We start from the raw sequence: 13,128 nt of genomic DNA, 5'->3' as shown, positions 1-13,128 counted from the left end.
AATGTATATTTAATTATTTATTTTTTAGGGTTTTTTCGTTAAAATTTCACCCTTTTTATAGGGCAAGATTGAGAAAATAACGGGGCTAAAATGGCAAAAACTGCGCAATTTTACATTCTTACGGAAGATTGTACATTAACTGTCGAAGAAATAGCCTGTAATCTTGCTGCTTCAATATGGCGATCAGGGAAAAAAGTATTGATTAGCTGTGAAAGTGAGGCTCAAGCCTTAGAGATTGATGAGCGTTTGTGGCAACGAGATCCTAATGAATTTGTTCCGCATAATTTATCGGGTGAGGCAACACAATATCCCACACCGATAGAGATTTCATGGCTTGGGAAACGAAATTTACAACGTCGTGATGTGTTAATTAATTTGCAACAAGAAATCCCAGATTTTAGCCATAGTTTTACCCAAATTATTGATTTTGTACCGAAAGATGATGCCTTAAAAACACAAGCTCGAGAACGTTATAAACAGTTAAGAACCTTGGGATGGGTACTTTCTACAGAAAATATAGAATAACAGAATGGAGTAATTATGAAGAAAACCAAATTTTGCTTAAATTTATTATTAGGAACAGCTGTATTGATGATTTCAGCTTGTGAGAAACAGGAAAATAAAGTTGAAGCCACACCTAAAGTTGAAGCAACCCCTAAAGTTGAAGAAACTCAACAGGCCACAAAACAGGATGTTAAAAAGGAAGCTGCTCTTTTAGAAGAAAATAAAGAAAAAACTTCTGTTGTAGATCAGAAATCTGAAGCGGTTGAACAAGAAAAAATGGTTGAAGCTGAAAAAACAGTAGATGTGACTACTCAACAAAAAACGCAAGAAACTCAAGTTTTATCTAAAGTATCGCCAGCTCCAGCTAAAATAAAGCAGGCAAATGATCCAAATACAGAAAAACGAAAAATATTACAAATACTAGAACAACAATATCAGCAAGTTCGTTGCACTAGCGAGGGAGAGAAACTCGGTTCTGAGAGTTTTTGCCATCAAGAGGAATATCGCTTATTAAATGAAATTGATCGTTTAAAGAAAGAATTGAGATAGTTTCATAAAACTTTCTAAAATCCAACCGCTCTTTAAGGATCAAAATGAAACCAAACGACATTACTTTCTATCAACGCTTTGAAGCCGATATTCTCGCAGGGCGTAAAACCATCACCATTCGGGACAAATCCGAAAGCCATTTTAAAGCAGGTGATATTTTACTAGTCGGTCGATTTGAAGATAATCAATATTTCTGCACCATTGAAGTATTAAGTGTGTCTCCGATTACCCTTGATGAACTGACGGAACAACATGCGAAGCAGGAGAATATGGAGTTGGAAGAATTGAAAGAGGTGATTCGGGGGATTTATCCGAACGAAGAGCAGTTTTATTTGATTGAATTTATAAAAATTTAGGACTTTTATGGACAGTAAAGCGCAAAAAGCAAAATATGCTAAGCAATCTAAAATTTTTCTTTTAATATCCCCCCTTATTGCAATTCTTGGATTGTTTGATTATAGCAAGCTTAAAGGAACTGGTGGTGAGGTAAATTTAGACTCTTTAACATTTACAGCGCAATTTTTATACCATCATGGTGGTGAGAATGCAGTGTTATTGGGGCCAATGATCTTTGCGTTACTTGTCTTTTCTACTGGACTTTTTTTCTTATATAAATCTAAAAGGTAAATCATATGTTTCAGCGTGTAGTCTTTCTTTTTTTGTTCATGTTTTTTTCTAATTTTGCTAATGCGATTGATGAAAATGGAATGTTTAGCCAAGCAGTTCAGTTCACTCAACAAGGAAATTATTCAGAAGCAGAAAAAATTTATAAGAAACTCTTGAATGGGAATAGCCCGCAAAGAGCTGCAACTATGCTCGGTACTATAGCTGAAGAACAAAGAAAATATCCTGAAGCCATAAAATGGTATGAAAAATCAGGTGATAGTATTGCTAGGTTTAATTTGGCTGCAATGTATTTGGAAGGGAAGGGGGTAGAGCAAGATTACGATAAGGCTGTAAAATTATACCTTCCATTGGTACAAGAAAATTTTCCATATGCGAAGCATTATCTGGGACGTTTATATCTAGAAGGTCTTGGTGTTCCTTTGGACGTTAATAAAGCAATTCAATTATTGACTGAGGCATCAGATGTAGTTGATAAAGCTGGGTATGATTTAGGCCAGATTTATAAAGAAGGATATAAGGTGCCTATAAGCTCAGAAAAATCATCTAAGTTTTTTAGAAAATCATGTAAGTTAGGTTATCAATTAGCCTGCCAAGAATATGATATGAATATTAAGAAAATGGCAAAAATGATAGGTGTCTCAGAAGAAACATTAAAATATATGGATAATAAAAAAAATTAATTTATAAGGTTATTTAACCTGCTATATTTAAAATATTCGGAGGAATAAATTCCTCCTGACAAAAAGAGAGTAACAATGACACAAAAATTCGAAATGGCAGACCGTTTTAATCCGTCTGCGGTGGAACAAGCCCTTTATCAACATTGGGAAGAGAGCGGTTATTTTAAACCGTCTGAAAATGAAAACGCGCCGAGCTATTGCATTGCGATTCCGCCGCCGAACGTCACGGGTTCCTTACACATGGGACACGCGTTCCAGCAAACCTTAATGGATACTTTAATCCGTTTTAACCGTATGGAAGGGCATAACACTTTGTGGCAAGCGGGCACAGACCACGCGGGTATCGCAACTCAAATGGTGGTGGAACGTAAAATTGCCGCAGAAGAAGGCAAAACTCGCCACGATTATGGTCGTGAAGCGTTCATCAACAAAATCTGGGATTGGAAAGCCTATTCAGGTGGCACAATCAGCCAACAAATGCGTCGTTTAGGAAACTCTATCGACTGGGAACGTGAGCGTTTTACTATGGATGATGGTTTATCTAACGCGGTAAAAGAAGTGTTTGTTCGTTTGCACGAAGAAGGTTTGATTTACCGTGGTAAACGTTTAGTAAACTGGGATCCAAAACTTCACACAGCGATTTCTGATTTAGAAGTTGAAAATAAAGAGAGTAAAGGTTCCCTTTGGCATTTCCGCTATCCGTTAGCAAACGGTGCAAAAACGGCAGATGGTAAAGATTATTTAGTGGTGGCAACCACGCGTCCAGAAACTATGTTGGGCGATACGGCAGTGGCGGTGCATCCTGAAGATGAGCGTTATCAATCTTTAATTGGTAAAACGGTCGTTCTGCCGTTGGCTAATCGTGAAATTCCGATTATTGCGGATGAATATGTGGATCGTGAATTCGGTACCGGTGTAGTGAAAATTACCCCAGCGCACGACTTTAACGACTATGAAGTGGGTAAGCGTCACAGCTTGCCGATGGTTAACGTGTTAACCTTAAACGCAGATATTCGTGATGAAGCGGAAATTATCGGTACTAACGGTAAACCCCTTGCAGACTATGAAGCGACTATTCCTGTAGATTACCGTGGTTTAGAGCGTTTTGCTGCACGTAAGAAAATCGTCGCAGATTTTGAAGCGTTGGGTTTATTAGACGAAATTAAACCACACGATTTGAAAGTCCCTTATGGTGACCGTGGTGGCGTGCCGATTGAGCCGATGTTAACCGACCAATGGTATGTGAGCGTAAAACCGCTTGCTGATGTAGCAATTAAAGCGGTGGAAGATGGCGAAATCCAATTCGTGCCAAAACAATACGAAAACCTTTACTTCTCTTGGATGCGTGATATTCAAGATTGGTGTATCTCTCGCCAACTTTGGTGGGGACACCGCATTCCTGCGTGGTATGACGCAGAGGGTAACGTGTATGTTGCTCGTAACGAAGAAGAAGTGCGGTCAAAATACAACTTAGATTCTGCGGTTGAGTTAAAACAAGATGAAGACGTGCTAGACACCTGGTTCTCATCAGGTTTGTGGACATTCTCAACTTTAGGCTGGCCAGAGCAGACTAAAGAGCTCAAAATGTTCCATCCAACAGATGTGTTAATCACCGGCTTCGACATCATCTTCTTCTGGGTTGCGCGTATGATTATGTTTACGATGCACTTTGTGAAAGATGAAAACGGCAAACCGCAAGTGCCATTCAAAACCGTGTACGTGACGGGCTTAATCCGTGATGAGCAAGGTCAAAAAATGTCGAAATCAAAAGGCAACGTGCTTGATCCAATCGATATGATTGACGGTATCAGCCTTGAAGATTTACTTGAAAAACGCACTGGCAACATGATGCAGCCGCAATTAGCAGAGAAAATTGCTAAAGCAACCCGCAAAGAATTTGCTGAAGGTATTGCCGCTCACGGTACAGACGCATTGCGTTTCACATTAGCCGCATTGGCTTCAAACGGTCGTGATATCAACTGGGATATGAAACGCTTGGAAGGCTACCGTAACTTCTGTAATAAATTATGGAATGCAAGCCGTTTCGTGCTCACCAATGACAAATTAGATTTAAGTCAAGGCGAAATTGAATTCTCCGTGGCAGACCGTTGGATTCAATCAGAATTCAATCGTACCGTGGAAACTTTCCGTAATTCATTAAGCCAATATCGTTTCGACCTTTGTGCCAATGCGATTTATGAATTTACCTGGAACCAATTCTGCGACTGGTATTTAGAATTGACTAAACCAGTATTTGCTAACGGTAACGCAGCACAAATCCGTGCGGCAAGCCAAACTTTGGTTCACGTGTTAGAAAAATTATTACGTTTAGCACATCCGCTTATTCCATTTATTACCGAAGAAATTTGGCAAAAAGTAAAAGGTTTTGTCGGCATTACGGCTGACAGCATTATGTTACAACCTTTCCCACAAGTGGAAGAAAACGGCTTTGATCCAGAAGCAGAAGCTGAAATTGAGTGGTTAAAAGAAGTAATTGTTGCGGTGCGTAATATTCGTGCAGAAAGCAACATCGCACCAAGCAAAGGATTAGATCTGTTATTCCGTAATTTAAGTGCAGAAAATGCAAAAATTCTCGAAAAACAGACCGATCTTTTAAAAGCGATGGCGAAATTAGACAACGTTCAAGTGTTAGCCGCAAATGAAACAGCACCACTTGCGGTAGCGAAACTCGTTGGTAATGCTGAATTGCTCGTACCAATGGCTGGCTTTATCAATAAAGAAGCAGAGCTTGCCCGTTTAACTAAAGAGATTGAAAAATATCAAAACGAAGTTAAACGTATCGAGAACAAACTCAGCAACGAAGCTTTCGTGGCTAAAGCACCAGAAGCGGTTATCGCTAAAGAACGCGAAAAACAAGCCGAATATCAATCTGGATTAGAAAAAATCCAAGAGCAGTATAAGGCGATTGAGGCACTTTAATACTTGCTATAAAAAACGTCGGTTTCTCCGACGTTTTTTGTTTTTAGAAATTAAAATATGGTGAGTTTTTTACAGTATTTTTATATTGCAAATAGAGAAAATTATTAAATAAAAAGATAAGAGAAATATTGATTTAGATTAGAAAAATTAGAGAGATTGAGAGATATAAATTGGAATAAAAAAGTAGGCGCAATGCCTACTTTTTTATTTTTGATTTAATCCTAAAAAATCCCCAACTTCGTGTTCGAGTTGACTCATAGCGAGTAGGGCTTCTTGGGTTTTCTTAGCTTCATCTTCATCAATAACACTCATTGCAAAGCCTACATGAACGAGCACCCATTTGCCAAGTAAATCGGCCGGATCTCCTGTGCAGACTAGAGAAATATTCACATCACGTTGTACGCCACATACATCCACGGTGGCAAGTTGAAGAGCGCTTTCGCCAATCTTAACAATTTGGCCTGGAACACCTAAACACATAATACATTCACTCCTATTGAAATTTGTGTCTATTTTACTATCGCGCGGAATAAGTTACGTCGATCTGGATCAAAAGTTGTTGCTTTTGTTGGCATAGATAAAATTATTCTGAGGCAATCTTGTGCGTTTTCGATTTTGCCATTTTTAACGACAACCAAAGTTTGATCATCATAAAATTAAGAAACTATAGAAAAATATGTCACAAATTGTGAACGTAATGTTATTGTATTTGAGAGGAGTTCTTATTTGTTTATTTTTAGGAAAGAAAAAAGGCTGCAATGTTGCGCAGCCTTATTATGTTATTTTTTCTTTTGAGGTCGAGCGGATGTATTTTCTTGGATATCTTTATCACCACATTCAAAAATTTGTGCGCTGATTCTATAGCCAGTAATATGGCTTTCTATTGCATATCCTTCTTCATCTAATGGGCAACGACTTTTACAAGTTGGTAGTTCTTCAACAATTCGTAATGTAATTCTTTTTCCTTTACCAATTGCCTCTGCAGCATTATTTCTAAGATCATTGAGCGCACTATCTCTCAAGGTTTCCCGAGTAACTGAGCCTGGAGTATATAAGGTAGCTGAATTAGTTGTTTCCTTGCCTTCCGCCTCGCCTAACACTTTACAACCGTAGGGAGTTGAACGCACTGTTGTAATTCCTCTTGCTTCAGGATTTAAAGATTTCCCTTCATAAGGCACAAATTGAACACAGCCAGATAATACTGTGGATGCGATTGTAGTTAAAATAATACTAGGTACTAACTTTTTCATTTTTCATTCCTTAATATGTTGTTTATTAAGCCTTTTATTTAATCGTATTGGTTATTAGGAGAAGAAATGATACACTAGCTACCAATTAATCTACACCAATAAAAGGGAGTGTTTGCCCTCCTTTTTGTGGTGAAAAACATCAAATTAGGTAAAATCTAAAATGAATCTTAATCAAAAAATTCGTACAATACGTGAACAAAATGCGTTATCACAAGAAGATATGGCAACGAAGATGAATATGTCTGTTAATGGCTATGCGAAGATTGAACGTGGAGAAACAAAATTGCGTCTAGATAAGTTAGAGCAGATTGCACAGATTTTTAATTTGGACATTGTAGAACTGCTTTCTTCAGATCAGCAAAATATATTTTTGATTAATGAGCATAGCAACTTAAGTTCTAATTATTACGGTAAAAGTAGTGGTAACGATTTTGTGATTGAAAAACTGAATTTGATTATTATGCATAAAGATGAGCTTCTCCAAAAACAATCTGATGAAATTGCATCACTGAAAAAAATAATCGCCTTACTTGAACAAAAATAATATTAAAAATAAAGCACTACTGAAATTCAGTGGTGCTTAAACGAAAAATTCTAGAACGAGTTAAAAATTTTTTCAAAAACTAACCGCACTTTTTCTTCATCTTTTACGCCCGCAGCACTCTCTACGCCAGAATTAAGATCTAAGCCTAAGCAATTTTGTTGAATGGCTTGTTCCACATTATTTGGTGAGATACCTCCGGCTAAAATAATCTTATGTTTAAGGTTTTCAGGAATTAATGACCAATCAAAAGTTTTCCCTGTTCCGCCTTGTTGGTTCTCTGTTTGGCTGTCAAAAATATAACGATCCACATTCAAATCATCAGTAAAATTAACCGCACTTTGGGCTTCAGTATTGACAGAAATCGCTTTCCAGATTTGCGTGTTTTTTGGTAGTTGTTGGCGAAGGGCGGTAATAAATCCTTCGGTTTCTGCACCATGTAATTGCACCGCGTAAAGCTGTAACTGGTTAGCTATTTTTACAATGAAGTCAATTTCTTGATTCTGAAACACACCAACAAATCGAAGTGGAGCAGCGGTTACTAATTCTTGCGCCTGGCGTAAACTCACATAACGTTTTGAATGTTCGGCGAAGATTAATCCGCCGTAAAGTGCGCCGTTTTCGTAAACGATTTTGACATCTTGCGCGCGCGTTAAACCGCATACTTTATTTTCTCCAAAAATCACCGAGCGAACCGCATTATTCAAATCTTGGTTGCCCATTAAGCTGCTCCCAATTAAGAAACCATGCGCCACTTTTTGTAATTGACGAATTTGCTTGTGGTTGTAAATGCCTGATTCGCTAATAATACGTACATCAGCAGGGATACGGTCGGCATATTTTTGAGTGAGTTCAACAACACGATTTAAATCCACAGTTAAATCGTGTAAGTTACGATTATTGACACCAATAATTTTCGCACCAAGCGCAAGGGCGCGTTCAAATTCTTCTTCATTACTAGTTTCTGTCAATACGCCCATACCAAGAGAATGCGCAAGATCTGCCAGCACACGATAAGTCTCATCGTTTACCACAGAAAGCATTAATAAAATTGCATCCGCTTGATAGTAGCGTGCAAGGTAAACTTGATATTCGCTGATCATAAAATCTTTGCAAAGCACAGGTTGGCTCACGATATCGCGAACTAAAGGCAAGAACTCAAAATTACCTTGGAAGTATTTTTCGTCAGTTAGCACAGATACAGCAGAGGCATAGTGTTTATAGACATTGGCGATGTCTTCCAAATTAAATTCAGCACGAATTAATCCTTTGGAAGGGGAGGCTTTTTTACATTCCAAAATGTAAGCGGGCTTTTGATGCGTGCCTTTTGCTAACGCATCATAAAAAGAGCGGTCAGATTTTTGAATCTTTTCTTTAAATTGTGAAAGCGGAAATTCAGTTTCCTTTGCTTTAACCCATTGCGCTTTATCAAGCACAATTTTTTGTAACACCGTAGCGGAATCAATGGGTTTGGTAAAATCTTGAGTGATCATCATTTTTCTTCTTATGGTGGCGTATCAAATTAGCTTTTTATTAATATGTGGTTAATTTCTGTAATGTTTCAAAGGCTTTACCTGATGCAAGGTGCGCCAATACATTTTGTACATTTTGTTTTAAGTCATCATGCCCAAATAATTTCAATAATAATGCCGTGTTTGCCGCGACAGCATTTGCGTGTTCAGCCCTTCCTTTACCTTGTAAAAGTGCGGTGAGCATTTGGGCATTTTCTTGTGGTTCACCACCGCGAAGAGTTTCGAGGGATTGCGCTTTTAAGCCAAAATCTTCAGGCGTTAAAGTGAAATATTCAATTTTGCCATTTTTAATTTCTGCCACTTGCGTTTCACCGTGTAATGCGACTTCATCTAAGCCAGAACCATGAACAACAAAGGAATATTGATGTTCTAAGGCAACGGCGGTTTCAGCATAGGTTTTCACTAATTCAGGGGCATACACGCCAAGCAAATGATAAGTCGGGCGGGCAGGATTGATAAGCGGCCCTAAAATATTAAAGATAGTGCGCGTTTTTAAAGCAGCACGGACAGGCGCAACATGGCGGAAACCAGAATGATATTGTTGAGCAAATAAAAAGCAGACACCAATTTCATCTAATGCTTGTCGAGCTTGCTCTGGTGTGACATTCACATTCACGCCAAGTGCGGTTAACACATCGCTAGCACCTGATTTGCTTGATACGCTGCGGTTACCGTGTTTTGCTACTTTGGCTCCCATTGATGCTGCCACAATCGCACTAGCAGTGGAAATATTAATGGTGTTTTGCCCATCACCCCCCGTTCCCACAATATCCGCAAAAGCATAATTTGGATGTGGAAATGCTTTGGCATTTTGTAATGAGGCGGCAACCGCGCCCGTAATTTCCTCAGTATTTGCTCCCCGCACTTTTAAAGCGATAAGCATAGCAGCAATTTGTTCATTGGAAAGCTCACCTTGGATGACTGAATTAAAAAGTTCGGTACTTTCTGAGATTGAAAGTGAATGTCCGTTATAAAGTTGTTCTAATAATTGGTTGTGTTGCATAGTCTATTCCTGTTTTTCTTTATATATGGATTTGTTAATTTTCTATATTTTATTAAACATAAATATCGTAATCTAAATCGCGCGCCTCATCGCCTGTCATTCCGCGGAACCCCCAGCAATGCGCAGGCTGTTCTTTAATCGTAATCTCCACATCGTGAGCACGGATGCCGAGCTTGTACTCTAATTCGCTAAACAGCATTTTTATCAAGCGTTTTTTCGTGCCCTCCATACGACCAGCCATCAGGTTAATTTCGATGACCGTGTAATCATCGCTACGGTCGAGAGGGTAGTAAAAATCTTCTTTTTCTAAACACAAAAAGCGAATCGCGTGTTTACCTTTAGGAATATCTAAGCCGAGATAGAGACTGTTATAAATGACTTCTGCCAGTTGTTCACGACGTGGTGCGAGTTTGGATTTAAGTCCGAATACGGTGATCATTTTTTCTCCTTTAAAAGTGCGGTTAAAAATCACCGCACTTTTTGATGTCTTATCTATTTAACAACCATTCAATGGATTGTTGTAATAATTGCGAACCTTGCACTGTTAAAATACTTTCAGGGTGAAATTGGAATGCACAAATGGGTAAATCGCGATGACGAATTGCCATGATAATGCCATTATATTCCGCATTGACGATAAATTCTTTTGGTAAATCTTGTCCCATTAAAGAATGATAACGCGCCACTGGCATTGGATTAGCAAGATCTTTAAACATCGCCTCGTTATCATGGGTAATGCGAGAAACTTTACCATGCAACACTTCGCCAGCGTGAACAACCTTACCACCAAAGGCTTGAATTAATGCTTGATGACCTAAACAAATTCCAATAATCGGCACTTGATTTTTTAAGCGTTCGATCAATGGTAGTAGAATCCCTGCTTCTGATGGTGTTCCTGGCCCTGGAGAAAGTGCAAGAATGGTATCTGGTGTATTGAGTGCGGTTTCTACCAGTTTTTCTAAATCGCAATCATTGCGGTAAATTGTCACGTTGTGACCCAATACACGGAATTGATCCACAAGATTGTAAGTAAAGGAATCGAAGTTATCTAAAAATAAAATATTAGCCATAATAATTCTTCCTTATTTTGCTTGTGTATTAACTTGACGAATAGCTTTTAAGACAGCCGCAGCTTTGTGGCGTGTTTCATCGGCTTCCATTTGTGGATCAGAATCCAATACCTCGCCGCAACCAGCTTGTACATGGGCAATCCCATTTTGTACAAAAGCAGAACGGATCACGATACAGGTATCAAAATGTCCATCGGAAGTGAGATAACCCACTGCACCACCGTAACTATGGCGTTTTTGTTGTTCAAATTGATAAATAAGCTGCATTGCTTTGATTTTTGGCGCACCAGTTAATGTACCCATATTCATACAGGCTTGATAAGCGTGGAGCGCATCTAACTCAGGGCGTAATTTACCCACTACGCGAGAGACCAAATGCATAATGTGAGAATAGCGATCCACTTGCATTAATTCTGCCACTTTACGGGTGCCGCTTTGGCAAACTCGAGCAATATCGTTACGCGCTAAATCAACCAACATTAAATGTTCCGCTTGTTCTTTGTGATCAAGACGAAGTTCTAGTTCTAAACGTGCATCTAATTCAGGATCAATATTGCCGTGGGCATCAAAACCACGAGGGCGTGAACCTGCGATTGGGTAAATTTCTAACTGACGATTTTCTGGTTCATATTTCAGCGCACTTTCTGGCGATGCACCAAACAAAATAAAGCCTTCATCATTCATATAGAACATATAAGGGCTTGGATTATTTTGTTTGAGTTGGGCGTAACTAGCTAATGTATTCGGGCAAGCAAGGGAGAAACGACGAGAGGGCACAATTTGGAATACATCACCAATGTTAATATGGTGTTTTAAAGCTTTTACAATACCGGTAAATTCAGGATCGTCAAAGTTTGTTTTAACTTCATCACTTGCCGCTTTAATAGAAAGAACGTTATCAATATTTTTTAGTTTTTGCGCAATAGAAAGCGAGGTCTTCGCAATATTGACTTGTTCTTCTTGAGCAAAACAGAAACTTTTTAGTGTCGCTTGTTGATTTTGATGGTCGATAGTAATGAGGTGATCGGCAAGATAGAAACTGTAATCAGGGCAGTTGATACCATCATGTTGTAATGTAATACCATCCATTGGAATAAAATTTGCGACGAGATCGTAAGCAAACAATCCACCTAAGAAAATAGGCGTTTGGCTATGTTGATAAAGACTAGAAATAATACGCAGTCCATCAAAAATAGTGGCAGATTGTAATTTGCTATCTTCATCGAGTTGATTATCAAGTGGCGAAAATTGTACAGAAAATTCATCTTCAAAATTGACCGCACTTACTTTTCCAAGTGCGGTTAATTTTGGATGAATTTCTTTTAACACTTGTTTTCCATTCTCATTTAATGCTTTAAATGTGACGTTGTGACCTAAGCACGTTATTTTAACCGCAGCATTGACTAAGATAAGGCTTTGTAAACTGTTTTTACTCCCGATTTCAGCAGAGTCGAGTAGAAGAGAATTTGAATTAGGTTGGCAAAGTGTATTAAAAATAGCAGTAGTGTCAGCATAATAAGGAACGGGTTGAGCTGTCACCGCAATAAAGGCTTGAGTTTGCATATTGATATCCTTTTGGAAACTTTTGTACTATTAAACTAGTACATGAGAGATAAGTCAAGCCTGAATTAAGATTTTTTATGTTTTTTGATGAAAAATGTTTACTTTTATTCCTTTGCCCAAGGACGGCCGTCGTAATATTCAATATTTTGCTGATTAATTAGCTTTAATATGCCGGCAGAAATATGATCATTTAATTCATCTGATAGTGTTAATTGAGGGAAGAAACTACGAGCAACGATTAATTTATTAAAATCAACGGTATATTTAACAGTATATTTTCCAGAGGTTTGTCCCATTAAACCCAAATCTTTTAAAGCAGACAAAAATCCTCGATCACCGATAGATGGGGTATGCCAACCATGTGCAGCTTTCTGCGCTATTTCGCGAGGCACGGCATAACAATTAGTATCGATATGAGCATTGATTCCATTAAAGTTAAAATGTATTTGTTGCTGAATATCCTCTATTTTAACATCTACGAAAATATCGCTTTTTGTATTCCAAGTCCCGAGAGATTCAAAGTCATCATTGCAAATAAATTGATGATTTGAATCGTAAAAAGATCGTAAGGAATAAGCAAAATCAGCACCTTGTTCAATCACGTTTACTAAGCTTTCCACGTGATCATCTCGTAGCTGATTGTCATCATCTAAATAACAAATAATGTCTTCTTCAACAAGAAAAGCTGCAGCAGCATTAATGGCTCCGTTAAGGATTCTGTTTTTTCCTGTATTCATTGGTAAGTAAATAGGAATTACATCAGGGAATTGTTCTAATATAGATTTAGCCTTATCCCAGAAAATATTGCTATCGATAAATACATAATGCTTACATGGATAAGTTTGATTTTGCACGCTTTTAATAGCCAA

General features: G+C 38.2%; 15 protein-coding genes and 1 pseudogene. 7 read left to right on the top strand and 9 right to left on the bottom strand.

Annotated features, from left to right (window positions below):
- Nucleotides 1–90: 90 nt before the first annotated feature.
- The 6 genes from DV427_RS08815 to valS all read left to right on the top strand — a co-directional run bounded on the left by DV427_RS08815 (nt 91) and on the right by valS (nt 5,300).
- Nucleotides 91–525 (top strand): DNA polymerase III subunit chi, encoded by a 435-nt coding sequence (locus tag DV427_RS08815; protein WP_114892068.1) that lies wholly within the window; start codon nt 91–93, stop codon nt 523–525.
- 15 nt (nt 526–540) lie between these two features.
- Nucleotides 541–1,053: a hypothetical protein gene (locus DV427_RS08810; protein WP_114892067.1), complete on the top strand. Its 513-nt coding sequence runs from the start codon at nt 541–543 to the stop codon at nt 1,051–1,053.
- 44 nt (nt 1,054–1,097) lie between these two features.
- Nucleotides 1,098–1,409, top strand: a complete 312-nt coding sequence (gene yqfB / locus DV427_RS08805) for a N(4)-acetylcytidine aminohydrolase (protein ID WP_114892066.1) — start codon at nt 1,098–1,100, stop codon at nt 1,407–1,409.
- A gap of 7 nt (nt 1,410–1,416) precedes the next feature.
- Nucleotides 1,417–1,680 carry a hypothetical protein gene (locus DV427_RS08800; RefSeq protein WP_114892065.1) on the top strand — a complete coding sequence of 88 codons (264 nt, stop codon included), beginning with the start codon at nt 1,417–1,419 and terminating at the stop codon, nt 1,678–1,680.
- Between the two features lie 5 nt (nt 1,681–1,685).
- Entirely contained in the window at nt 1,686–2,360 is a 675-nt protein-coding gene (locus DV427_RS08795) for an SEL1-like repeat protein (RefSeq protein WP_114892064.1), read from the top strand.
- Nucleotides 2,361–2,435: 75 nt separating this feature from the next.
- On the top strand, nt 2,436–5,300 hold the full coding sequence (gene valS, locus DV427_RS08790) for a valine--tRNA ligase (RefSeq protein ID WP_114892063.1): 2,865 nt from the start codon (nt 2,436–2,438) through the stop codon (nt 5,298–5,300).
- 204 nt (nt 5,301–5,504) lie between these two features.
- Here valS and hybG read toward each other — a convergent pair whose 3' ends face one another.
- The 3 genes and pseudogenes from hybG to DV427_RS08775 all read right to left on the bottom strand — a co-directional run bounded on the left by hybG (nt 5,505) and on the right by DV427_RS08775 (nt 6,550).
- A complete protein-coding gene (hybG, locus tag DV427_RS08785; RefSeq protein WP_005626486.1) occupies nt 5,505–5,780 on the bottom strand; it encodes a hydrogenase maturation factor HybG in 276 nt (91 codons plus the stop codon).
- Nucleotides 5,781–5,809: 29 nt separating this feature from the next.
- A pseudogene (locus DV427_RS09640) lies at nt 5,810–5,905 on the bottom strand (hydrogenase-2 assembly chaperone); the annotation flags it as partial.
- 174 nt (nt 5,906–6,079) lie between these two features.
- Complete coding sequence (locus tag DV427_RS08775) at nt 6,080–6,550, bottom strand: DUF4156 domain-containing protein (protein WP_114892062.1); 471 nt, start codon at nt 6,548–6,550, stop codon at nt 6,080–6,082.
- A 160-nt stretch (nt 6,551–6,710) separates the two neighbouring features.
- Here DV427_RS08775 and DV427_RS08770 point away from each other — a divergent pair, with 160 nt between their 5' ends.
- A complete protein-coding gene (locus DV427_RS08770; protein ID WP_065264791.1) occupies nt 6,711–7,094 on the top strand; it encodes a helix-turn-helix domain-containing protein in 384 nt (127 codons plus the stop codon).
- 50 nt (nt 7,095–7,144) lie between these two features.
- Here the strand turns inward: DV427_RS08770 and trpCF are convergent, their stop codons facing one another.
- The 6 genes from trpCF to DV427_RS08740 form a co-directional block, all read right to left on the bottom strand.
- Nucleotides 7,145–8,584: a bifunctional indole-3-glycerol-phosphate synthase TrpC/phosphoribosylanthranilate isomerase TrpF gene (trpCF, locus tag DV427_RS08765; RefSeq protein ID WP_162790317.1), complete on the bottom strand. Its 1,440-nt coding sequence runs from the start codon at nt 8,582–8,584 to the stop codon at nt 7,145–7,147.
- A gap of 40 nt (nt 8,585–8,624) precedes the next feature.
- Nucleotides 8,625–9,626, bottom strand: a complete 1,002-nt coding sequence (gene trpD / locus DV427_RS08760; protein ID WP_114892060.1) for an anthranilate phosphoribosyltransferase — start codon at nt 9,624–9,626, stop codon at nt 8,625–8,627.
- Between the two features lie 52 nt (nt 9,627–9,678).
- The gene (locus DV427_RS08755) at nt 9,679–10,065 is read right to left on the bottom strand and encodes a tautomerase family protein (RefSeq protein ID WP_005645448.1); all 387 of its coding nucleotides are present in this window, start codon (nt 10,063–10,065) and stop codon (nt 9,679–9,681) included.
- Nucleotides 10,066–10,114: 49 nt separating this feature from the next.
- Nucleotides 10,115–10,696 (bottom strand): aminodeoxychorismate/anthranilate synthase component II, encoded by a 582-nt coding sequence (locus DV427_RS08750; RefSeq protein WP_114892059.1) that lies wholly within the window; start codon nt 10,694–10,696, stop codon nt 10,115–10,117.
- 12 nt (nt 10,697–10,708) lie between these two features.
- On the bottom strand, nt 10,709–12,259 hold the full coding sequence (gene trpE, locus DV427_RS08745; RefSeq protein WP_162790301.1) for an anthranilate synthase component I: 1,551 nt from the start codon (nt 12,257–12,259) through the stop codon (nt 10,709–10,711).
- A gap of 104 nt (nt 12,260–12,363) precedes the next feature.
- Nucleotides 12,364–13,128, bottom strand: a complete 765-nt coding sequence (locus DV427_RS08740; protein WP_420920541.1) for a glycosyltransferase family 2 protein — start codon at nt 13,126–13,128, stop codon at nt 12,364–12,366.

Source organism: Haemophilus haemolyticus, assembly GCF_003351405.1.
Lineage (GTDB): Bacteria > Pseudomonadota > Gammaproteobacteria > Enterobacterales > Pasteurellaceae > Haemophilus > Haemophilus haemolyticus_N.
The sequence above is the reverse complement of the archived record's forward strand: the minus strand, read 5'-3'. Positions and strand labels throughout refer to the sequence as shown.

Coding starts and splice junctions, on each gene's coding strand:
- DV427_RS08815 (WP_114892068.1), top strand. CDS start 91: ATGGCAAAAACTGCGCAATTTTACATTCTTACGGAAGATTGTACATTA.
- DV427_RS08810 (WP_114892067.1), top strand. CDS start 541: ATGAAGAAAACCAAATTTTGCTTAAATTTATTATTAGGAACAGCTGTA.
- yqfB (WP_114892066.1), top strand. CDS start 1,098: ATGAAACCAAACGACATTACTTTCTATCAACGCTTTGAAGCCGATATT.
- DV427_RS08800 (WP_114892065.1), top strand. CDS start 1,417: ATGGACAGTAAAGCGCAAAAAGCAAAATATGCTAAGCAATCTAAAATT.
- DV427_RS08795 (WP_114892064.1), top strand. CDS start 1,686: ATGTTTCAGCGTGTAGTCTTTCTTTTTTTGTTCATGTTTTTTTCTAAT.
- valS (WP_114892063.1), top strand. CDS start 2,436: ATGACACAAAAATTCGAAATGGCAGACCGTTTTAATCCGTCTGCGGTG.
- hybG (WP_005626486.1), bottom strand. CDS start 5,780: ATGTGTTTAGGTGTTCCAGGCCAAATTGTTAAGATTGGCGAAAGCGCT.
- DV427_RS08775 (WP_114892062.1), bottom strand. CDS start 6,550: ATGAAAAAGTTAGTACCTAGTATTATTTTAACTACAATCGCATCCACA.
- DV427_RS08770 (WP_065264791.1), top strand. CDS start 6,711: ATGAATCTTAATCAAAAAATTCGTACAATACGTGAACAAAATGCGTTA.
- trpCF (WP_162790317.1), bottom strand. CDS start 8,584: ATGATCACTCAAGATTTTACCAAACCCATTGATTCCGCTACGGTGTTA.
- trpD (WP_114892060.1), bottom strand. CDS start 9,626: ATGCAACACAACCAATTATTAGAACAACTTTATAACGGACATTCACTT.
- DV427_RS08755 (WP_005645448.1), bottom strand. CDS start 10,065: ATGATCACCGTATTCGGACTTAAATCCAAACTCGCACCACGTCGTGAA.
- DV427_RS08750 (WP_114892059.1), bottom strand. CDS start 10,696: ATGGCTAATATTTTATTTTTAGATAACTTCGATTCCTTTACTTACAAT.
- trpE (WP_162790301.1), bottom strand. CDS start 12,259: ATGCAAACTCAAGCCTTTATTGCGGTGACAGCTCAACCCGTTCCTTAT.